Genomic DNA, 20,878 nt, shown 5'->3' on the forward strand with positions numbered 1-20,878 from the left:
AAGTCTTAAATCAAATTCTTCCAAGATATTCCCCGCCTATTTGAGCTGGCGGCGTTACACTTGAGAAATCACAAGCATGACCGTGCCACCGTGCTGACAAAGAGGCAAATATGACCATCAAACGCGCGATGCTATTTTTACTGATGACTTTCGGCCTGTCGGCTTGCAGTGCTTTTCATGTCACGCCTGTTCCCCCACCCGCAATCCAGCCTTATGCGCAAGAAATCACTCGCGCCCAGAGCCTCAATTTACAAAAAATAGGCACTGTTTCTGCTCAGGTATTTGGTAGTCCAATGGATGTTGAAGCCGAAATAAAGCGTAGGGCTAACGCCAGCGGCGCGCCCTACTATTTGATTATCATGATGTCCGACAGTATTTATCCAGGCATTTGGTACGCCAATGCGCTGTTATATCAATAAACCCTTCATCAAAATGGCTAAACCGATAATCCCGTTGCACGGCTCAATAGCGATGCGCAGACAGCTTCCGGCAGCATATATTGGTCACGATGATCGAGTGTCATGCGGCACCAAGCATCAGCCAGTGGAGGCGATGAGAAACGCATTAATTGTGCCGCACAGCACAGGTCAAAGAGCTGTTGAGTCAGTGCTCGCCCCTGCTCTTCCTTGGGGGCTTTCAACCGCTGCTGCAATTGCCGCCATGCGCGATCAAACAAACGATTCTGTCCACGTACGGGATAAAACTCTTGTTGTAGCATGTCGATGGTTGCCGGCAGCTTGCGGAATGTGCGCAACACATCAAGGCACATAATATTGCCGGACCCCTCCCAAATGCTGTTGACCGGCATTTCACGATAAAGCCGTGGCAGTTCACTCTGTTCGCAGTAGCCGATCCCGCCAAGTACTTCCATCGCTTCAGCAACAAAGGCACTGCCCAGCCCACAGACTCGATATTTTGCCGCCGGTGTCAGTAAGCGACTGAATACCTGTTCGTGAGCCTCTTTTGGCTTCTCCCATGATCGAGCTAAACGCATCAGCAAGGCAGTATGCCCTTCAAGGCGCAATGCCATGCGGCTGAGTTCTTGACGCATTAAAGGTTGTTCAACCAATGCCTTGCCAAACGCTTGTCGCTGCCAAGCATGGTAGAGCGCGACAGAAAAGGCACGTCGCATCAGACCATGGCTACCCAAGGCGCAATCGAAACGGGTATATCCGCCCATCTTCAAAATTTGGCGAATACCATCCCCTTCATCACCCAATAGCCAGGCGCTAGCATTTTCAAATTCCACTTCACTGCTGGCATTAGAACGGTTACCCAGTTTATCTTTCAGCCGTTCTAATCGGATGGCGTTATGGGTGCCGTCAGGCAATATTTTAGGCAGGAAGAAACAAGATAAGCCGCCTTCGGCCTGCGCCAGTACCAGATGAGCATCACTCTGCGGCACAGAGAAAAACCACTTGTGACCCACCAGGCGATAAGCTTCACCGTGACCACGTGAGCCCAACGGTTCTGCTCGCGTGGTATTACTGAGTACATCAGAGCCTCCCTGTTTCTCCGTCATGCCCATCCCAATCAGCAAGCCCCGCTTCTGGCTACCAACGACCTGATGAGAGTCATAGCGATCAGAAAGCAATGGCGGCAGCCAATTTTGAAAAAGCGGTGGAAGTGATTGTTGCAACAAAGGAATAGCACCAAATGTCATCGTGATGGGGCATAACGATCCGGCCTCAACTTGAGCATGCAGGATAAAACGTGCCGCGCGAGCCACAAAAGAGCCGATACGGGCATCTTCCTGCCAAGGTAGGTTATGCACCCGATGCTTAACCAATTCCTGCATCAACACATACCACGCGGGGTGAAATCGCACCTGATCCAGTCGTTGACCGGCGGCATCGTAGCGTAATAGTTCGGGCGGGTTATTGTTTGCCAATCGCCCTAATTCCAGTGACTCCTGCGAACCAAGTTGTAACCCAATCAGAGAGAGTTCCTCCCCATCCCAACCCGCATGCTCCCGCATCACGGCTTCTCGCAATGCCATATCAGATAAGAATAAATTACTGTTCGATAATGGCTCTGGCTGATTGAAAACCAAGTGGGTCTGCCACTCCATACCTTCCTCCATTTCGGTACTTACCCTTCAGATTAGCCGTGACAGGGGGCTTAATCGACCTGTTATGCCAATGACTCAGGGTATGAATGTACAACCGGCATTCATAAATCAGGATTAAGTATGGTGTAGGTGGGAGTTTTTGCTGACAGACTCATCACAAACAGGGATCAAACCCCTGTTTAACGCAGATAATTGCGATGGCCCCGCCACATCGCAAATAAAAAAGCCAACATCGATAAATGTTGGCTTTTGACGAAGCATAAAGAGAAAAAAATTAACCTTTCAGCGCTCTCTGGCGCACAGCTTCAAATAAGCAGACACCGGTGGCCACTGACACATTCAACGAAGAAACCGTTCCTGCCATCGGAATACTGATCAATTCATCACAGTGTTCGCGGGTTAAACGGCGCATACCTTCACCTTCTGCGCCCATTACCAGCGCCATCGGGCCAGTCATCTTGCTCTGATACAGAGTGTGATCGGCTTCGCCAGCCGTTCCCACAATCCAGACATTGTGATCTTGCAGCACACGCAAGGTACGCGCCAGATTCGTTACCTTAATCAAAGGCACGTTTTCTGCTGCACCACTGGCCACTTTCTTAGCAATCGCATTGAGCTGTGCGGAGCGATCCCGTGGCACGATAACCGCATGGACGCCTGCGGCATCCGCGCTACGCAAACATGCCCCCAGATTATGAGGATCAGTGACGCCATCGAGCACCAACAGGAAAGGCGTCTCTAGGCTTTCCAATAAGGCGGGCAGATCATTTTCTTGATACTGACGCCCTTCACGCACCCGCGCCACGATACCCTGATGGACACCGCCTTCAACTTGCCCGTCCAACCACTGACGGCTGGCAACCTGAATCACTAAACCCGCCGCTTCCAGTTCAGCGACGAGTGGCTGTAGGCGACGATCATCACGGCCTTTCAGTATAAAAACTTCAAGGAAACGCTGTGGATCGTTTTCTAACAGGGCTTTGACGGCGTGAATGCCGTAAATAATTTCGCTCATGATGCTCTTTTACATGTGTTAGCAGACAACATAATTTGTCAGCCAATGATTAAATTAATGCGGGTGACCGAAGCCACCCGACAACAACGCCATTACTCGTCGCTACTGGTTTTTTTCTTCGCGCGCTTGGCCTTGGTGGCAGCGGCAATTTTTTTCGTTTTTGCAGAGACTCTTTTCGCTTTTGCTTTAGCTTTTTTCTCAGCTTTCACTTTGTCGTCTAGCTTAGCGGCTGCATCTGCTGGACGAAAAGCGCTATCTGGCTCGAAATTAACCGGTTTCTTCGCGCGACGAGGCCGTTTTTGACCTGCCCCTGCGGGTGCCTGATCGCGACGCGGCGCACCCGAAGAGCTACCACGACCACCACGGCTCGAGGACGTATCTCGCATAGTACGTTGACCATCTGCTTTCTTCGCTTTATCACGAGCAGTCTTACCTTCACCACGTGGCTTGCGAGTACTGGAGACCAATGCAAAATCAATTTTGCGCTCATCCATATGGACCGCTTCCACCCGAATCTCGACGGTATCGCCTAACCGGTAAACTTGACCAGAAGACTCGCCGATCAAGCGCTGGCCGATGCTATCATAGCGGTAGTAGTCGTTATCCAGACTAGAAACATGCACCAAACCATCGATAAACAGATCGTCCAGGCGCACGAAGAAGCCAAATCCAGTCACGCTGGCAATAATACCGGTGAACTCTTTACCAACTTGATCCTGCATGAAGTCGCACTTCAGCCAATCCGCCACATTACGGGTGGCTTCATCCGCGCGGCGCTCAGTCATTGAGCAGTGTTCACCCAATTGCAGCATCTCTTCGAATTCACTGTGCCAGCCGCCGGTAGGCGTCCAACGTTCTTTCACATTGCCTTGCTCTTTCGCAAGCTGGTACTTGATAGCACGATGCATCGCCAAATCAGGGTAGCGACGGATGGGTGAGGTAAAGTGACCATAAGAAGCCAATGCCAAACCAAAGTGACCCCGATTTTCCGGATCGTAAATCGCCTGCTTCATCGAACGCAGCAACATCGTTTGCAGCATTTCATGATCTGGACGATCAGCGACTTCATCCATCAGCACCGCATAATCTTTTGGCTCAGGTTTCAAGCCACCACCAAGTGTCAGACCCAATTCACTCAGCACACTACGCAGCGCGGAAATATGGTCATCACTTGGGCGGTCATGGACGCGGAACAGGGCAGGTTCGTTATGTTTCTCGACAAACCGTGCAGCGGCGATATTCGCCAAAATCATGCACTCTTCAATCAGCTTGTGCGCATCATTGCGTACCGTCGATTCGATACGCTCGATACGCCGTTCAGCGTTGAAAATGAACTTAGCCTCTTCGGTCTCGAACGCGATACCGCCTCGTTCAGCACGGGCCTTATCCAGCGCCTTGTACATGGTATGCAGCTCTAATAAGTGCGGCACCAGCGGCTTATATTGTTCACGCAGCGACTCTTCACCATCAATGATGCGCCACACTTTGGTATAAGTCAGACGCGCATGGGAGCTCATTACCGCTTCATAGAACTTATAAGACGAAAGCTTGCCCTGCGAGGAGATAGTCATCTCGCACACCATACACAAACGATCGACTTGCGGGTTCAATGAACAAAGACCGTTCGACAGCACTTCCGGCAGCATCGGGACGACTTGTGATGGGAAGTAGACTGAAGTACCACGGCTACGCGCTTCATCGTCTAGCGCCGTGCGTGGGCGCACGTAATAGCTGACATCCGCAATGGCAACCCACAAACGCCAGCCACCCCCTCGTTTTTTCTCGCAATACACAGCATCATCGAAGTCACGAGCATCTTCGCCATCAATCGTAACCAATGGTAGGTTGCGTAAGTCTACGCGCCCTTTTTTCGCCGCTTCTGGCACTTCTTCTTTGAGGTCTGCAACCTGCTTTTCTACCTGAGGTGGCCAGGTATGCGGGATTTCATGGGTGCGTAAAGCAATGTCTACCGCCATGCTCGTGCCCATGTTCTCGCCAAGGATTTCAACGATTTTGCCCACAGCTTTAGTACGACGAGTCGGGCGCTGGGTTAACTCAACCACCACCATATACCCCATCCGCGCACCGTTGATTGCCTCCGGTGGGATCAGGATATCGAAACTCAGGCGACCATCATCTGGCACCACAAAGCCAATACCCGCATCGGTAAAATAGCGGCCAACGATTTGGCTGGTTTTCGGTACCAATACCCGCACGATACGTGCTTCACGGCGACCTTTGCGATCTGCGCCCATTGCTTGAGCCAAGACCACATCACCATGAATCGCTGTTTTCATCTGTTCTGCGGAGAGATACAAATCATCTTTGCTACCTTCAACACGCAAAAAGCCAAAACCATCACGGTGGCCAATAACCGTGCCGCGTAATAAGTCTAAGCGCTCCGGCAAGGCGTAGCACTGGCGACGAGTGAAGACCAATTGCCCATCACGCTCCATCGCGCGTAGGCGGCGGCGCAGCGCTTCTAAAGCCTCTTCACCGGTTAAATTCAGTTCATTAGCCAGCTCTTCACGGCTGGCAGGTGTTTCGCGCTTGGCGAGATGAGTCAAAATGAATTCCCGGCTAGGGATCGGCGACTCATATTTTTCTGCTTCTCGTTCCAAGAATGGATCTTGTGACATTGCGGTTCCTCCGTTGTCAGCAGCAGGCTGTACTCCCAGAATTGTAGGCGTATTAACGGCGCTCACTCTCCCGAATCACTAACTTGCAGCAGCCCTCACTTATTGGGCCTCTCGGGATTATCTTGCTTACCGCCGTCCTACACCTCTCATTTTATGGGGTATACACATGTTTTATTATAAAAACTACTCAACAAGTAATAGCTTATAGAGCGGGGTATTATCTTGGACCATGTCAGCCAAAGTATAGTTATCCAGCTCGTTTAGGAAACTCTGCACCGCCTGATTTAGCACTTGTTTCAAGCGGCAAGCGGGGGTGATATGGCAAAAATCACTGCTACAGTTCACCAGTGAGAGTGGTTCAAGTTGGCGAACAACATCACCAATTCGAATCTGATCGGCGGGTTTACCCAACCGTATTCCACCGTTCTTGCCCCGCACCGCGGTGACCAACCCGACACGGCTCAACTGATTGATTATTTTAACCATATGATTACGAGACACGCCATAGACCTCAGTTACCTGAGAAATGCTGGTCATTTCGCCTTCCGGCAGCGAGGCCATGTAAGTCAGCGCCCGCAAACCATAATCAGTAAAACTTGTTAACTGCACATATACCCCTGAGTATCAGTTTACTCGGCTTAATCACATCTAAGATGACACATATTTAATCTGTCAGAAGTGCAATTCTAAGTGTTATTTAGAAAATTTATATCCTAAATCATTCGAGTTACAGAAAGGCAGCAACTGATTGGATCCCCAAGAGCTTACCATCAGTAAGTGATTAGGGGGAACGAAGACAGTGAACGCCCACGCAACTTGCAGTATGACTGATATATAGTTTGAATGATAAACCAGCCATAAAGCTTGCGACTAATCATTTAGGTGATGGGTGAGTTTTTGATGTAAAACGGCATGTTGGGGCAGTTTCAGCATACCTTCCTTCCCCGGTTTTATTGACGTTGTAGACAAGTTTGACGTTACAGGTAAATCGCTAATGCAGGGAAAGCATAAACAATAAAGCCGGACGTAAGCCCGGCTATTACTTAAAGCACACATCTAATGCTGATTTTTGGCGGTTAGCCAACAAATCATCAATTACGCATCAAATGGGTCGCGCAGGATCATGGTTTCTTCACGATCAGGGCCGGTAGAGATGATATCAACCGGAACACCCGTCAACTCTTCTACACGTGCAATGTAGTTCAGAGCAGCCTGTGGCAACTTGCTGTGTTCTTTCACGCCAAAGGTGGTTTCTGACCAGCCTGGCATGGTTTCGTAGATTGGCTCAATACCTTCCCAACCTTCTGCAGCCAGTGGGGTAGTCTCCACTTCGCGGCCATCTGGCATACGGTAACCGACACACAGTTTCACTTCTTTCAAGCCATCCAACACGTCCAATTTGGTCATGCAGAAGCCAGATAAGGAGTTGATCTGTACAGCACGGCGTACCGCAACGATATCCAACCAGCCAGTACGACGACTACGGCCAGTGGTCGCGCCATATTCGTTACCTTGCTTACGCAGGAATTCGCCTGTCTCGTCGTTCAGCTCAGTCGGGAATGGACCTGCGCCAACACGAGTAGAATACGCTTTAACGATACCCAGCACATAATCAACATAACGTGGACCAAGGCCTGAACCTGTCGCAACGCCACCAGCGGTGGTGTTAGAAGAGGTCACGTATGGATAAGTACCGTGGTCGATGTCCAGTAAGGTGCCTTGTGCGCCTTCGAACATGATCAATGCACCTTGCTTACGGGCACTGTCCAGCAATTCAGAAACGTCAACAACCATCGCAGTCAAAATATCGGCAATAGCCAACACTTCATCTAGCACTGTTTGGTAGTCTACCGCGTCTTCTTTGTAGTAATGCACTAACTGGAAGTTGTGGTAATCCACAATTTCTTTCAGTTTGATTGCGAAGGTTTCTTTGTTGAACAAGTCACCGACGCGCAGACCACGACGAGCAACTTTATCTTCATAGGCAGGACCGATACCACGACCAGTAGTACCGATAGCTTTTGCACCACGTGCTTTTTCACGCGCATTATCCAGAGCCACATGATAAGGCAGGATTAATGGGCATGCTTCGGAGAGTAACAGTCGCTCACGAACAGGCACACCGCGCGCTTCAAGTTCTGTCATCTCTTTCATTAAAGCGTCAGGCGCCAGTACAACACCGTTGCCGATGATGCTGATTACGTTTTCACGCAGAATACCTGAGGGAATTAAATGAAGAACGGTTTTCTCACCGTTGATAACCAAAGTATGGCCAGCGTTGTGACCACCTTGATAGCGCACAACATATTTAGCCCGTTCAGTCAGCAGGTCAACGACCTTGCCCTTACCTTCGTCACCCCATTGGGTGCCCAGTACGACGACGTTCTTACCCATCTCAAAAATCACCAGGTTGCTTAAAAAAGGATTCTAACATCTCATACGGTGGCTTTCAGTACTTTTTAACACATAATTGAACAATATTTGTGCTTACCTTTAGCCACCCATGCGGCTACGCAACATGTAGTAGATAACGACTCCAGCAACCACTAATCCTCCACCAAAACGGCGCAAAGTCGTATCGGGTAATTGGGTCATCGACTGAATCATTTTGCGCCAAGTGTTGGGGTAAAGCATCGGACCCAGTCCTTCAAGCACCAAAACCAGTGCCAATGCTAACAAAATGGTTGAATTCATGGTCTGTCTCAACAGGTCAAAACGGTTTCAAAAAGAAAAGGCCCGTGTAAACGGGCCTTGCTATTACGGTCAAAACACGCTGTTACAACAGCCGTTATGGACGCTTGTTCGAGTTATCGGGTGAACGCATGTAGCGGAAGAAATCGCTGTCTGGGCTCAACACCATCACATCTTTGCCGCTGTTGAAGCTGTTCTCATACGCACGCAAGCTACGGATGAAGGCATAGAAGTCTGGATCCTTGCTGAATGCATCGGCAAACAGACGAGCCGCTTCTGCATCACCGCCGCCGCGAGTAATACGCGCCTGACGTTCTGCTTCTGCCAGTGTACGTGTCACTTCATAGTCAGCCGTTGCACGTAACTTTTCTGCTTCTTCCTGACCTTGTGAACGGTGACGACGGGCTACCGCTTCACGTTCAGCACGCATACGCTGGAAGATAGCATCAGAGACTTCAGCCGGTAAGTTGATTTGCTTGATTCGCACGTCAACCACCTCAATCCCCAATGCCGCCATACTGTTCGGGTTAACCGCAGGTTGTTTACCTTTGGTTTCCTGCTCAACACGGGCAGCAGCAGAGGCGATGGCATCATCAGCTTCTGTCGTGACAGTTTCATCATCTGTTGTGCCGGTATTCAGTGCGTTACGAACTTCTGTCGTCAATCGACCACGGGAGTCAGTTACGATATCGCGCACATCCAAACGACCAATTTCAGAACGTAAACGGTCACTAAATTTACGTTTCAGCAGGACTTCTGCCTGAGAAATATCACCACCACCTGTTGCCAGATAGTAACGGCTGAAATCGCTGATACGCCACTTCAAGTATGAGTCAACAATCAGGTCTTTCTTCTCTTTGGTAACGAAACGGTCAGCTTGGTTATCCATGGTCTGGATACGAGCATCTAACATCTTCACTGTTTCGATAAAGGGTATTTTGAAGTGCAAACCCGGTGAATACACCAGTGGCTTGTTATCACTATCACGCAATACCTTACCAAAGCGCAGCACAATCCCGCGCTGACCTTCTTGTACCACAAACAACGAAGCGTAGAGTGCAACTAACACCACAACGACGATAAGTAAAATAGACTTACGCATTGGTTATTCTCTCCCTACGCGAGTGGAAGTATCACGCTGAACATTCGCTCGGCGCTGATCCATGATAGAGCCACTGGTTGAGCTTGAACTACTTGCACCAGACTCTTGGCTGCTATTAGCAGAGGAAGGCGGATTCAAACGAAGCAGGCTGGTGTCTTTGTTACCGTCCGCTTTATCTGCGCTTTGACCGCGCATCATTTGATCCAATGGCAACACCATCAAACTATTGCCTTTATCATTAGCCAGCACTTTGTGGGTTTTACCCAGAACTTTCTCCATGGTTTCGATATACAAACGCTCACGGGTAATTTCTGGTGCAGCCTTATACTCAGGCAGCAACTTGGCAAAACCGGCAACCTCACCTTGCGCTTCCAATACTTTACGTGCGGCATATGCACGAGCATCTTCTAACAGACGCTGCGCCTGACCATTAGCACGAGGTTGGACTTCGTTGGTGTAGGCTTCCGCTTCACGAATATACTGTTGTTCGTTTTCACGGGCAGCAATCGCATCATCAAATGCGGCTTTAACTTCTTCCGGCGGACGTGCAGCCTGGAAGTTAACGTCCAGCAGCGTTATCCCCATGTTGTACGGACGAATCGTTTCTTCCAGTACACGCTGAGTATCGCTACGAACGATGGTACGGCCTTCGGTGAGAATTTTGTCCATGGTGTATTTACCAATAACACCACGCACTGCGCTGTCTGTTGCCTGACGCAGACTGTCATCAGGATTAGTCACGCTAAACAGGTATGCGGCCGGGTCGGTCACACGATACTGAACGTTCATTTCGATGCGAACCACGTTCTCATCGGAGGTCAGCATGACACCAGAAGCGGCCAATTCACGTACAGATTCAACGTTAACTGGGGTCACTTCATCAATAAAGGTCGGTTTCCAGTTCAAACCAGGCTGTACGATGTGGCTTAATTTACCCAAGCGAGTCACAACACCGCGCTCAGCTTCTTTAATTGTATAGAAACCACTTGCCGCCCAGATAACCACAACCGCAACGACGGCGATGCCCACAATACGACCACTGATAGCAGGGCCTTGTGTCGCGCCATTGTTGCCATTACCGCTTCCGCCACCTTTGCCACCGAGGCTACTCAGTTTTTTGCTCAGTTTACGGAAGATATCATCCAGATCAGGCGGCCCTTGGTCACGGCCACCTTTATTATTGTTATTTCCGCCAGAGTTGCCGCCATTATTATTGCTGCTCCCCCACGGATCGCGGTCCTGTCCGTTATTACCGGGCTGATTCCACGCCATGTTTTAGCTCCATTCTTCTATGATTGGTTTTCTTCAGGCCAAGAGCACATGCCAAAGAAGCTGGCTCTCAATCTCGCAAGAAAGATTAGTTAATCAATGTGTTTGAATATAACTGTTCAATTCTTGCTCTTGTTTACAGAGACGACGCCAATCCACGATAGGCATTCTCACCACCATACCGACGTTCCCGTCCTCATCTATCCACTCTTTTTCAATTGCCTGAAGCTGGTAAAAACGGCTACGTAGACGACCTGCCTGAGGCGGCAAACGTAATTCATAGTGTGCGATCTCACCTGAAAGACGCTCCGTCAACGCTTGAAATAGCAACGGGATCCCTGCGCCGGTTTGAGCTGAAAGCCAAACTCTGACTGGCAGATTGTCTTCGTTGCGGTCAATTCGCGGGACAAAATCATCCAACAAATCGATTTTATTCATCACTAATAATGTAGGTATTTCATCGGCCTCGATTTCTGCCAAGACAGAATCGACCGCGGCCATATTCTCAGTTACCCGAGGATCAGCTGCATCGATAATGTGTAACAGTAATGAGGCCTGCCGCGTTTCTTGTAATGTTGCTTTAAAAGCAGCAACCAAATCGTGCGGCAGATGCCGAATGAAACCTACCGTATCCGCCAATACCGTATCCCCGACATCAGCCACATTGATGCGGCGTAACGTTGGATCCAGTGTGGCAAATAATTGGTCAGCTGCGTAAACATCAGCCGCCGTAATTTTGTTAAACAGGCTGGATTTACCGGCGTTGGTATATCCCACCAAAGAGACTGTCGGAATATCTGCTCGTGTACGCGCACGGCGACCTTGCTCACGCTGCTTAGCTACGCGTTCTAACCGGCTCAGAATCAAGGAGATACGGTCACGTAACAGACGGCGGTCCGTCTCCAACTGGGTTTCACCTGGCCCTCTTAGGCCAATCCCCCCTTTTTGACGCTCAAGATGCGTCCAACCTCGTACTAAGCGGGTCGCGATATGGCGCAATTGCGCTAATTCGACTTGTAATTTACCTTCATGGGTACGAGCTCGTTGGGCAAAAATATCTAAAATCAGCCCTGTACGGTCAATAACCCGGCACTCGCACAAACGCTCAAGATTTCGCTCTTGAGCAGGGGATAGGGCATGATCAAACAAGACGACAGTCGCACCACTGGCTTTTACTGCGTCAGCAATTTCTACGGCCTTTCCTTCGCCAACAAAGAACTTAGGGTGTGGTGCTTTGCGACTCCCCGTCACAATTTGCAAAGCCTCAACGCCCGCAGAAGAGACTAGCGCTTCGAACTCACGCAGATCTTCTGAGTTTTTGTCTTGCGAGAAATAGATATGGACCAGTACGGCCTGCTCACCGGCTTCATAGCGGTCAAACAAACGTGCAACCTCTCAAACGGATCAATACCGCTAGTGCGGAGAACATAAGCCCGAATCCGTTGCTTATGCTCTCCGTCATGGTCGAACTGCGATACGCTTTATTCAGCGTCATCGCTATCCTGCTGCGGCTGTTGAGGCGCAGACGGATTACTACCATGATAATTATTGGTGCTACCACCTGGGTTATTGCTGTGATGCGAAACCGGGCGGGAAGGCACGACAGTAGAGATGGCGTGCTTATAAACCATCTGGCTGACTGTATTCTTTAACAGAATGACAAACTGATCAAAAGACTCAACTTGGCCCTGCAGTTTAATGCCATTCACTAAATAAATAGAAACCGGAACACGTTCACGACGCAATGCGTTCAGGAACGGATCTTGCAAAGATTGCCCCTTAGCCATTCTATGTTTTCCTTATTTGCTTGTTGTTTTTAACTAAGAACCTATCGGCTCAAAAATAAACTGCGTAAAAAAAAATCCGCGCGTTGAGTACTAATCAATTGTACACAATCATTCAACCTATGCACTAACAACCTGTATTACAGAGTCTAAAGCCTCTCCCGGCTTGTCACTGTCGAGCCACTGAACTGAACTCCAGCCTCGTAACCAGGTCATTTGGCGCTTTGCCAGTTGACGTGTCGCACAAACTCCGCGGTAAACCATTTCGTTGTAATCAATCTCACCAGACAGATAAGACCACATCTGCCGGTATCCCACACAACGAATGGCAGGCAAATCCGTATGCAAATCACCGCGGTCAAAAAGCGCCCTAGCCTCTGTTTCAAACCCTGCTTCCAGCATTTGGTGAAAACGTAACTCAATCCGCTGGTGCATAAGCTCCCGGCTAACAGGCGCAATCGCAAATTGGTGAACCTGATATGGTAAGGTTTCACCCGAAATTTTAGTCAGTTCCGTTAAAGTTTTACCTGAATAAAAAAAACTTCCAGTGCTCTAGAGAGCCGTTGGGGATCATTAGGATGAATTCTTGCCGCAGCAACAGGGTCTATCTCGGCCAACTGCTGGTGCAATGCCTCCCACCCCAGCTCTGCTGCTTGCTGTTCAATGCGTTGTCGCACGAGTGGATCGGCAGAGGGCAATGGCGATAGCCCGTCCAATAGTGCCTTAAAATACAGCATCGTTCCCCCCACCAGCAGCGGAATTCGCCCCGCAGCGGTGATGTCGGCCATCTCTTTTAAAGCATCTCGACGAAAGTCAGCGGCTGAATAGGCTTCAGCCGGATCGCGAATATCAATGAGGCGATGCGGCGCTAGCGCGAGTTCTTCTGCACTGGGCTTCGCCGTGCCGATATCCATACCACGATAGATTAACGCGGAATCAACACTGACCAACTCGACGGGTAGGCGTTGTCTCAGCGCAATTGAAAGTGCTGTTTTGCCTGAAGCGGTTGGTCCCATCATAAAAATTGCCGGTGGCCGGGCTGTATTTTCAATATTATTCATGAGTCAAAGTTGCCAATGCAGCCTTTATATCAATAGGTTGTAATAGCCCAACAGGAGGTGAATGCACCAACTGTGGACAAAGACGTTCAACGTCCGTCAATAATTGTATCGCTTGAGACACATTCCATACCTCATGTTCGCTGCCGAGGTGGCGGGCTAACCATGTGGCCAAAGCATCTGGCGATATCTCTTCATGCTGCGACAGATAGCCTAACAGTTCCGGTATCAGTTTTTGTAAATTTTGTTGGCGTAATGGTAAAGAAACGGCACGTAAAGTCGCCCTACCCTGTTCAACGGTCATTTCTATCCCCATCGTAGCCAATAATTGCTGATAGCGCTGACAGGCTGCCGCTTCATTTTTCTCTAACGGCAGCTTCAAAGGGATTAAAAGTGGCTGAGCGCGCAGCCCCTCCGGTGGTGGGTTCAACTGCGCTTGCTTCAACCAACGCTCCGCAACGTTCAGCGCGAGTAATGCTATACCGTGCTTATATTCAATCAGAGCATAACAAGGTGGAAACACCGTTAATACACGGCCAAAACTGTAGCTATCACCTTGCAACGGTTCGTCAGCGGACAGCTTCCGTGATACTGGCATGGTCATCGCCACATCTACTGGCTTATTAGCGATGACTGACTTATTAACTATGACTGACTCACTGCCTATCGCGGATGGCGTGGCTGTAGCGACCGTTTCCGGTTGTACCAGTTGGCGATACAACTCACCTTGTTGCTTTTGATAAGGCGGGTCTGCGCGATAAGTGGGAGCGATATGCTCACGGGCCGAAGTGTCTCTTTCCGAACCAGAACTTCGCACCACTGGCGGTTTTTTCGTCGGTTCAGGTTGCGCATACTTATTTACCCCAGCAGCCACACGATTTTCTGGCTGCCAGCGCGGAGCTTCTAGCACTTCACCATCGTCATTGATAGCCAACGTCGGGGTGGCGGTTTGCTGTAAAACCGTCGTCACTGCCTGATAAATAAAATCATGGACCAGACGCGCCTGATGGAAACGCACCTCATGTTTAGCCGGATGCACATTGACATCCACCTGATGAGGATCGATATCCAGATAAAGGACATAGGCGGGTTGTTGGTCGTCTTTGAGTAAATCCTGATAAGCCTGGCGGATCGCATGGTTGATCAACCGGTCACGCATCATGCGGTTGTTAACGTAGCAATATTGCATTTCACTGAGTGTACGGCTGGCCGCCGGATCAGCCACCCAGCCACGAATCGTCAAATCTCCGTGCTGCCAAGAGATTGCCAGCGCATGCTGTAAAAAAGCTGGCCCACAAATACTGGCCAGTCGCCGCTCATGGTGCGAAGGATCGGTTGCCGCGCGATATTGACGCATCAGTTTGCCATTATGGCTCAAGTTGATAGCCACATCGAAGCGCGCCAACGCAATACGGCGTACAACTTCATCAATATGACCAAACTCGGTTTTTTCTGTGCGCATAAATTTGCGGCGAGCCGGCGTATTGTAAAACAGATCCAACACTTCAAGCGTGCTACCGACAGGATGCGCGGCAGGTTTGATGGTGACCGCCATGTCGCGGCCTTCAGCATAAGCTTGCCATGCCTCATTTTGTTCAGCCGTTCGTGAGGTCAAAATCAAACGAGAGACAGAGCTGATACTGGCGAGTGCCTCACCACGAAACCCCATACTCAAGATGGCTTCCAAATCCTCCAGCGAACGAATTTTGCTGGTAGCATGGCGCGCCAAAGCCAGCGCTAAATCGTCTTTGTTTATCCCGCATCCGTTATCACGGATCCGAATAAGTTTCGCGCCACCACGCTCAATATCGATATCAATCCGCGTGGCACCCGCATCCAGACTATTTTCTACCAATTCTTTCACCACCGATGCAGGACGTTCTACCACTTCACCGGCGGCAATTTGGTTAGCGAGCTGTGGTGGTAGAATCTGAATCGGCATAGCGGTTCCTTTTGCTTACGATTGTGGAATAGTGAGGGTCTGCCCGAGCTGGACGTTACCTGACTTTATCTTATTCGTCCGCTCAATCTCACTCATCGACACCCCGTATCTGGCGGCAATGGCAGACAGCGTGTCGCCACGTTTTACCTGATGCTTAATCGGCTGACTTTTGCTCGTCTTAGCTTTAGTGACCGTCTTGGGGGCTGCGACTGAAGCCGTGCTGCCAGACGCAGGAATTTTCAAGCGTTGCCCAACCCAGACCACATCATTTTTCAGCGTATTATTTTGTCGTAATACGGCCATGCTGACACCGTATTGACTGGCAATACCGGATAAGGTTTCACCACGCTGCACTTTGTGGATCTGGCTTTTCCCCGTCACAACTGGCTTGGCGGCAGATACCCTGCCGCTTTGCGCATTACTGACGATCGGTTCTGGCTGATTAGCACTTGAACGTCTTGAAGATGAATCAACCGCCGCCGTTTCAATTAGCGGGCGGTTTTCGACCTTTGGGTCGGCTTGTAGCGGATGCGCGAGGAAATAACTGCGCAAGCCTTTATAAATGGCCTGAGCAATCTTCTCCTGATACGCGCTACTGCCTAGCAGCCGCTCCTCCGTACTATTACTGATAAAACCAGTTTCCACGAGTAACGATGGAATATCCGGTGAACGCAGCACCCCTAAACTCGCATGTTCAGGGCGGCGTTTATGAATATCGCCGACCGTTTCCAGTTCTCGTAGCACTTTGGTCGCCACGTCATAGCCGACCCGCTGTGAATGACCAAATTGCAGGTCCAGCACCGCCTGACTTAAATAGGGGTCTGAAGCGGTATTAGCCAATACATCACCTGCACCGCCAAGCAGCTCAGATTGTTTCTCATGCTGCTCCAGCCAGTTACCCATTTCACTGTTGGCGCGGCGGTTCGACAACACCCAAACAGAAGCTCCCGTGGCGCTACGGTTAGGTGCCGCATCGGCGTGAATAGATACCAGCACGTTAGCACTCTGTTTGCGCGCCACGTCTGAACGACCCATCACTGAAATAAAGTAATCACCGTTACGGGTTAAAACCGGTTTAAACATCGGATCGTTATTGAGCAGCGCTTCAAGCCGACGGGAGATGGCCATAGTGACATTCTTCTCTTTCAGGCCATTTTGCCCGATAGCACCGGGGTCTTGACCACCATGACCCGCATCAATAGCAACGACCACGCGACTGCTGTTCGCAACACTGGCCGTCTTAATCGGGCGAGCCGTATTGGTCGTCGTGGTGGCGCTACTCACGACCACCGTTGGCTTATTATTAAACGGATTTTTAGCCGCAGTAGGGGGATTTGAATTGGTCACTCGCGCTGCGGTATTGGTATTTGCCGCCTGCGATGTCAATCGCCCTGCATTGGGGCTAGGCGTATTGGTATTGGCTGCCTGAGACGTCAATCGCCCTGCGTTAGGGCTAGGTGTATTCGTTTGATTTAAAACCTGAGCTTGGCGAACAGGTGCACTTTCAGCGGCGGTCATCATAATGACAACCGTGTAATTGTTCCCTGACTGTTGGGTGACGGCGCGCGTTTTGACTTTTTGCGTCAGTTCCAGCACTAAGCGCGTGCTTTGTTCATCTTTCGGTGTGCTCGAACGGATTCTTTTCAGTAAATTTTGCCCACTGAACTCAAGCGGTAAACCAGAAAGATTGCCGCTTTGACGAACATCCAACACCACACGCTCTGGCCCACTTAACGAGAAAAAGGCGTAGATGGGCTTACCATCAAAGCTGAGTGTTACTCGGCTTTCTGTCGAGCCATTGTTGACTTTAATATCCGTCAGCTTCATCGCCAACGCTGACGGCAGCGTAAATAGCCCCACCAAAACCAGCAGAACAGCGGTCAAGGCATGTTTCCAGCGATTAATTCGCGTCATGCTATGCATCATTATCGAATTATCCTTGCACAGCAGCTAAACGGCGCAATACCTCTGCACCCGCATCAGAAATAGCTATCAGACGCGCTTCACGGCCTTCGTCTTGATAAGCCAAATGTAATTCTACATCCGCCTGAGGCAAGAACCCTGCCCCTTGTTGCGGCCACTCCACCAGACAAATTGCCTGAGTATCGAAATAATCGCGAATCCCCATGAATTCTAATTCTTCTGGGTCGGCTAAGCGATAAAGGTCAAAATGGTAAACAGGCCTTGGCGTTAATGCATAGGGCTCAACCAAAGTATAAGTTGGGCTTTTCACATGCCCAACGTGGCCAAGCGCCTGAAGAAAGCCACGGCTAAAAGTCGTTTTCCCGGCACCTAAGTCACCGAAGAGATAAATGACGCTGGCACCATTAAAGGCATGAGCCAATGTGGCGCCTAATGCAACGGTCGCTGCCTCATCAGGCAGAGGTAAAACGAGTTCTTTCATTCTATGATATCTATCTTACTAACTCAGGATTAACGTACTTCGGAATAACCGGCAGCAGATCTGTGGCCAGTAAACCCCGGGTGCCTTGAACTTCAGCCAGTTGGTCTGCGGCAACGCCGTGCACAACACAACCTGCGCAGGCAGCATCATACAGCACTAGCTTTTGTGCTATCAAACTCCCAATAATGCCGGACAGAATATCTCCCATGCCGCCGGAGGCCATCCCTGCATTACCCACGTCAGCAATCGCCATTTCACCCTGCTCACTGGCAATAAGCGTACCAGCTCCTTTCAATACCACCACACCACCATATTGTTTAACGATGTTACGGGCAGAAAGTAAGCGGTCACTTTCAATATCAGCGACGCGGCAACTCAACAAACGAGCAGCTTCCCCTGGATGAGGGGTCAGTACCCGATTCTGACGCTTCAATGGATTTAATGCCAGTAAGTTAAGTGCATCTGCGTCCCATAATGCTGGTTTATCACTTTGTTGCAATAAATTCAGCGCATTCTTACCCCATTCGGATTGGCCTAGCCCAGGCCCAACAACGAGTACATCCGCCCAACGGATACCTTGTTCGAGGGTTTCGGTCGTTAATTCCTGCACCATCAGTTCCGGACGCGCGGCTAAAATAGGTGCCACATGCTCTATGTGAGTGAGTACTCGCACTAACCCAGCACCGCTACGTAAAGCGGCTTCCCCAGCCATACGAATGGCCCCGCCAAGCCCTTTATCGCCCCCCACCAGCAGCAATCGACCATGTTCTCCCTTGTGGGCGCAGGGGCGGCGCGGTTTAAGCCATTGAGGCAACTGAGTCGGCGTTAAACGTTCAATTTGCACCGGTTGAGTGGCTAACCATGACGTCAGCCCTAACTCATGACAATGTAAATGGCCAACCCAATCTCGAGCCTGCCCAGTCAGCAAACCCGGCTTGAGCGCAATAAACGTTAAAGTATGGTCTGTACGAATGACAGAACCCAGAGCAGCACCGCTATCGGCACTGAGTCCAGAGGGGATATCCAAAGCAATTTTCGCCGCTCGATGGCGGTTCGCGGTATCAATGAGGGTGGCATAGGCACCTTGTGGCGCGGCGCGCAGGCCAATTCCCAGCAAACCATCGATAATCAAATCGACATGGGGTGGCCATGGTGTATCGGGCTGATTAATCACTCCCCCAGCAGCCAGCCACTGGGATTGCGCCTGATGGGCTTCGACAGGCAGTGGGCGATTGCCAGAACAGGCGATGAGCGTGACATTTAATCCCGCCGCCAATGCCCGACTCGCCACGATATAACCGTCACCACCATTATTGCCATGACCGCATAAAATCAACCAATGTCGTGCTGCAGGGTATTGTTTTCTCGCCAATTCAAACGCGGCATCGCCCGCTCTGACCATCAAATCGAATAGCGTTAGAGAGAAGTGCGCCGCAGCGATAGCCTCGTTCTGACGCACCCAGTCCGCAGAAAAAACAGAGTGTGGTAAACTAAGCCCGATTTGTTTCTTACTATGGTCCGTCATGGCACACCCCCTCGATTTGAATCAATTAGCCCAACATATCAAGCAATGGGGGCAATCGCTAGGTTTCCAGCAAGTTGGTATCTGTGATACGGATTTGTCTGCAGAAGAGCCGCGTTTGCAGGCTTGGCTTGATAAACAATATCATGGCGAAATGGCTTGGATGGCACGCCACGGTATGTTGCGCGCGCGACCCCATGAATTATTGCCGGGTACGCTACGGGTGATCAGCGTGCGGATGAATTATCTGCCCGCTAAAGCTGCATTTGCCAGCACATTGAAAGATTCATCGTTAGGTTATGTGAGCCGTTACGCATTGGGCCGCGACTATCATAAATTATTGCGCCAGCGCCTGAAAAAGTTGGGCGATCAAATCCAGAATTACTGCTTAGAGCAGCAAGCAATTAATTTCCGTCCGTTCGTCGATTCCGCCCCGATAATGGAGCGCTCATTAGCTGCTAAGGCCGGGATTGGATGGGTTGGTAAGCACTCACTGATTTTAAATCGTGATGCAGGCTCTTGGTTCTTTTTGGGTGAGCTGCTCATTGACCTACCACTGCCAGTAGACAAGCCACAAGAAGAGCAATGTGGCCGTTGCGTGGCCTGTATCACCACCTGCCCGACAGGCGCTATTGTCGCCCCTTACACCGTTGATGCGCGTCGCTGCATTTCATATCTCACCATTGAGTTAGAAGGCGCGATACCAGAAGAATTTCGTCCGTTAATGGGTAATCGCATTTATGGTTGTGATGATTGCCAGCTAATTTGCCCTTGGAATCGTTTTTCCCAGCTCACCGACGAAGAAGATTTTAGCCCGCGTAAAGTATTGCACACCCCTGATTTGCTGGATCTCTTTGCTTGGAATGAAGAGAAATTTTTACGTGTTACAGAAGGTTCTGCTATTCGTCGCATCGGCCATCTGCGTTGGCTGCGCAATATCTCGGTAGCGCTTGGCAATGCGCCCTACCTCGACAGTATTGTCTTGGCGTTGGAAGCACGAAGGGGTATTCACCCGATGTTGGATGAACATATTAATTGGGCAATATCACAACAATTGGAAAGACGGTCTACACTGATTGTGGATGTGCAATCACCGCAGAAAAAACGACTGGTGAGGGCCATCGAAAAAGGTCTCCCCCGCGATGCCTGACACGCCGTTAATGACCAGAGTCTTAATGAGGTTAGGTATCTTTTTTTTATTATTCGTGTCACGAATGCACTCAGAGTAATCCTGTGCATAAAAATAAAAACGCCTTGGCAATCAAACGCAAAAAAAAGCACAAGTGATCGGCGTAACGTTTTGACATAAAAATATAGTTCATAAAATCAGAAAGATAGAAAGCATAGAATAAAACCGCTCAAATTATCACCTGAATATAAA

Annotated in this window: 16 protein-coding genes and 1 pseudogene; 2 read left to right on the forward strand and 15 right to left on the reverse strand. The window is 50.0% G+C overall.

All coding sequences use genetic code 11. The features are described from left to right. Nucleotides 1-110: 110 nt before the first annotated feature. Nucleotides 111-419, forward strand: a complete 309-nt coding sequence (bsmA, locus tag BN68_RS11625) for a biofilm peroxide resistance protein BsmA (RefSeq protein ID WP_019211337.1) — start codon at nt 111-113, stop codon at nt 417-419. Nucleotides 420-436: 17 nt separating this feature from the next. On the opposite strand, the gene BN68_RS11630 is transcribed toward bsmA, so the two are convergent. The 15 genes and pseudogenes from BN68_RS11630 to nnr form a co-directional block, all read right to left on the reverse strand. Beyond that, nucleotides 437-2,083, reverse strand: a complete 1,647-nt coding sequence (locus BN68_RS11630; protein ID WP_042806652.1) for an isovaleryl-CoA dehydrogenase — start codon at nt 2,081-2,083, stop codon at nt 437-439. Between the two features lie 262 nt (nt 2,084-2,345). Continuing rightward, nucleotides 2,346-3,086, reverse strand: coding sequence for a 23S rRNA (guanosine(2251)-2'-O)-methyltransferase RlmB (gene rlmB, locus BN68_RS11635; protein WP_019211339.1), 741 nt, complete (start codon nt 3,084-3,086; stop codon nt 2,346-2,348). Nucleotides 3,087-3,178: 92 nt separating this feature from the next. Then, complete coding sequence (rnr, locus tag BN68_RS11640) at nt 3,179-5,725, reverse strand: ribonuclease R (RefSeq protein WP_019211340.1); 2,547 nt, start codon at nt 5,723-5,725, stop codon at nt 3,179-3,181. A gap of 183 nt (nt 5,726-5,908) precedes the next feature. Then, nucleotides 5,909-6,334 carry a nitric oxide-sensing transcriptional repressor NsrR gene (gene nsrR / locus BN68_RS11645; protein ID WP_019211341.1) on the reverse strand — a complete coding sequence of 142 codons (426 nt, stop codon included), beginning with the start codon at nt 6,332-6,334 and terminating at the stop codon, nt 5,909-5,911. A gap of 486 nt (nt 6,335-6,820) precedes the next feature. Continuing rightward, a complete protein-coding gene (locus BN68_RS11650) occupies nt 6,821-8,119 on the reverse strand; it encodes an adenylosuccinate synthase (protein WP_019211342.1) in 1,299 nt (432 codons plus the stop codon). Nucleotides 8,120-8,218: 99 nt separating this feature from the next. Continuing rightward, nucleotides 8,219-8,419: a DUF2065 domain-containing protein gene (locus BN68_RS11655; protein WP_019211343.1), complete on the reverse strand. Its 201-nt coding sequence runs from the start codon at nt 8,417-8,419 to the stop codon at nt 8,219-8,221. A 94-nt stretch (nt 8,420-8,513) separates the two neighbouring features. Continuing rightward, nucleotides 8,514-9,518: a protease modulator HflC gene (gene hflC / locus BN68_RS11660; protein WP_019211344.1), complete on the reverse strand. Its 1,005-nt coding sequence runs from the start codon at nt 9,516-9,518 to the stop codon at nt 8,514-8,516. 3 nt (nt 9,519-9,521) lie between these two features. Next, nucleotides 9,522-10,790 carry an FtsH protease activity modulator HflK gene (hflK, locus tag BN68_RS11665; RefSeq protein ID WP_019211345.1) on the reverse strand — a complete coding sequence of 423 codons (1,269 nt, stop codon included), beginning with the start codon at nt 10,788-10,790 and terminating at the stop codon, nt 9,522-9,524. A 93-nt stretch (nt 10,791-10,883) separates the two neighbouring features. After that, on the reverse strand, nt 10,884-12,170 hold the full coding sequence (gene hflX, locus BN68_RS11670) for a ribosome rescue GTPase HflX (protein WP_042806653.1): 1,287 nt from the start codon (nt 12,168-12,170) through the stop codon (nt 10,884-10,886). A 98-nt stretch (nt 12,171-12,268) separates the two neighbouring features. Beyond that, nucleotides 12,269-12,574 (reverse strand): RNA chaperone Hfq, encoded by a 306-nt coding sequence (hfq, locus tag BN68_RS11675; RefSeq protein ID WP_019211346.1) that lies wholly within the window; start codon nt 12,572-12,574, stop codon nt 12,269-12,271. Nucleotides 12,575-12,691: 117 nt separating this feature from the next. Further along, nucleotides 12,692-13,632 (reverse strand): annotated as a pseudogene (gene miaA, locus BN68_RS11680) (tRNA (adenosine(37)-N6)-dimethylallyltransferase MiaA). Next, the gene (gene mutL / locus BN68_RS11685) at nt 13,625-15,571 is read right to left on the reverse strand and encodes a DNA mismatch repair endonuclease MutL (RefSeq protein WP_019211347.1); all 1,947 of its coding nucleotides are present in this window, start codon (nt 15,569-15,571) and stop codon (nt 13,625-13,627) included. Before mutL ends, miaA begins: the two are co-directional and overlap by 8 nt. A gap of 15 nt (nt 15,572-15,586) precedes the next feature. Further along, nucleotides 15,587-17,443 carry an N-acetylmuramoyl-L-alanine amidase gene (locus BN68_RS11690; protein ID WP_042806717.1) on the reverse strand — a complete coding sequence of 619 codons (1,857 nt, stop codon included), beginning with the start codon at nt 17,441-17,443 and terminating at the stop codon, nt 15,587-15,589. A gap of 61 nt (nt 17,444-17,504) precedes the next feature. Then, on the reverse strand, nt 17,505-17,975 hold the full coding sequence (gene tsaE / locus BN68_RS11695; RefSeq protein ID WP_019211349.1) for a tRNA (adenosine(37)-N6)-threonylcarbamoyltransferase complex ATPase subunit type 1 TsaE: 471 nt from the start codon (nt 17,973-17,975) through the stop codon (nt 17,505-17,507). 10 nt (nt 17,976-17,985) lie between these two features. After that, nucleotides 17,986-19,500, reverse strand: coding sequence for a bifunctional ADP-dependent NAD(P)H-hydrate dehydratase/NAD(P)H-hydrate epimerase (gene nnr / locus BN68_RS11700; RefSeq protein WP_019211350.1), 1,515 nt, complete (start codon nt 19,498-19,500; stop codon nt 17,986-17,988). Between nnr and queG the strand changes: the two genes are divergently transcribed. Then, entirely contained in the window at nt 19,499-20,647 is a 1,149-nt protein-coding gene (gene queG, locus BN68_RS11705) for a tRNA epoxyqueuosine(34) reductase QueG (protein ID WP_019211351.1), read from the forward strand. The two genes, nnr and queG, sit on opposite strands and share 2 nt — an antisense overlap. The last annotated feature ends 231 nt before the right edge of the window (nt 20,648-20,878 follow it).

The organism is Yersinia massiliensis CCUG 53443, from assembly GCF_000312485.1.
Taxonomy (GTDB): domain Bacteria; phylum Pseudomonadota; class Gammaproteobacteria; order Enterobacterales; family Enterobacteriaceae; genus Yersinia; species Yersinia massiliensis.

Coding starts and splice junctions, on each gene's coding strand:
- bsmA (WP_019211337.1), top strand. CDS start 111: ATGACCATCAAACGCGCGATGCTATTTTTACTGATGACTTTCGGCCTG.
- BN68_RS11630 (WP_042806652.1), bottom strand. CDS start 2,083: ATGGAGGAAGGTATGGAGTGGCAGACCCACTTGGTTTTCAATCAGCCA.
- rlmB (WP_019211339.1), bottom strand. CDS start 3,086: ATGAGCGAAATTATTTACGGCATTCACGCCGTCAAAGCCCTGTTAGAA.
- rnr (WP_019211340.1), bottom strand. CDS start 5,725: ATGTCACAAGATCCATTCTTGGAACGAGAAGCAGAAAAATATGAGTCG.
- BN68_RS11650 (WP_019211342.1), bottom strand. CDS start 8,119: ATGGGTAAGAACGTCGTCGTACTGGGCACCCAATGGGGTGACGAAGGT.
- BN68_RS11655 (WP_019211343.1), bottom strand. CDS start 8,419: ATGAATTCAACCATTTTGTTAGCATTGGCACTGGTTTTGGTGCTTGAA.
- hflC (WP_019211344.1), bottom strand. CDS start 9,518: ATGCGTAAGTCTATTTTACTTATCGTCGTTGTGGTGTTAGTTGCACTC.
- hflK (WP_019211345.1), bottom strand. CDS start 10,790: ATGGCGTGGAATCAGCCCGGTAATAACGGACAGGACCGCGATCCGTGG.
- hfq (WP_019211346.1), bottom strand. CDS start 12,574: ATGGCTAAGGGGCAATCTTTGCAAGATCCGTTCCTGAACGCATTGCGT.
- mutL (WP_019211347.1), bottom strand. CDS start 15,571: ATGCCGATTCAGATTCTACCACCACAGCTCGCTAACCAAATTGCCGCC.
- tsaE (WP_019211349.1), bottom strand. CDS start 17,975: ATGAAAGAACTCGTTTTACCTCTGCCTGATGAGGCAGCGACCGTTGCA.
- queG (WP_019211351.1), top strand. CDS start 19,499: ATGGCACACCCCCTCGATTTGAATCAATTAGCCCAACATATCAAGCAA.
- nnr (WP_019211350.1), bottom strand. CDS start 19,500: ATGACGGACCATAGTAAGAAACAAATCGGGCTTAGTTTACCACACTCT.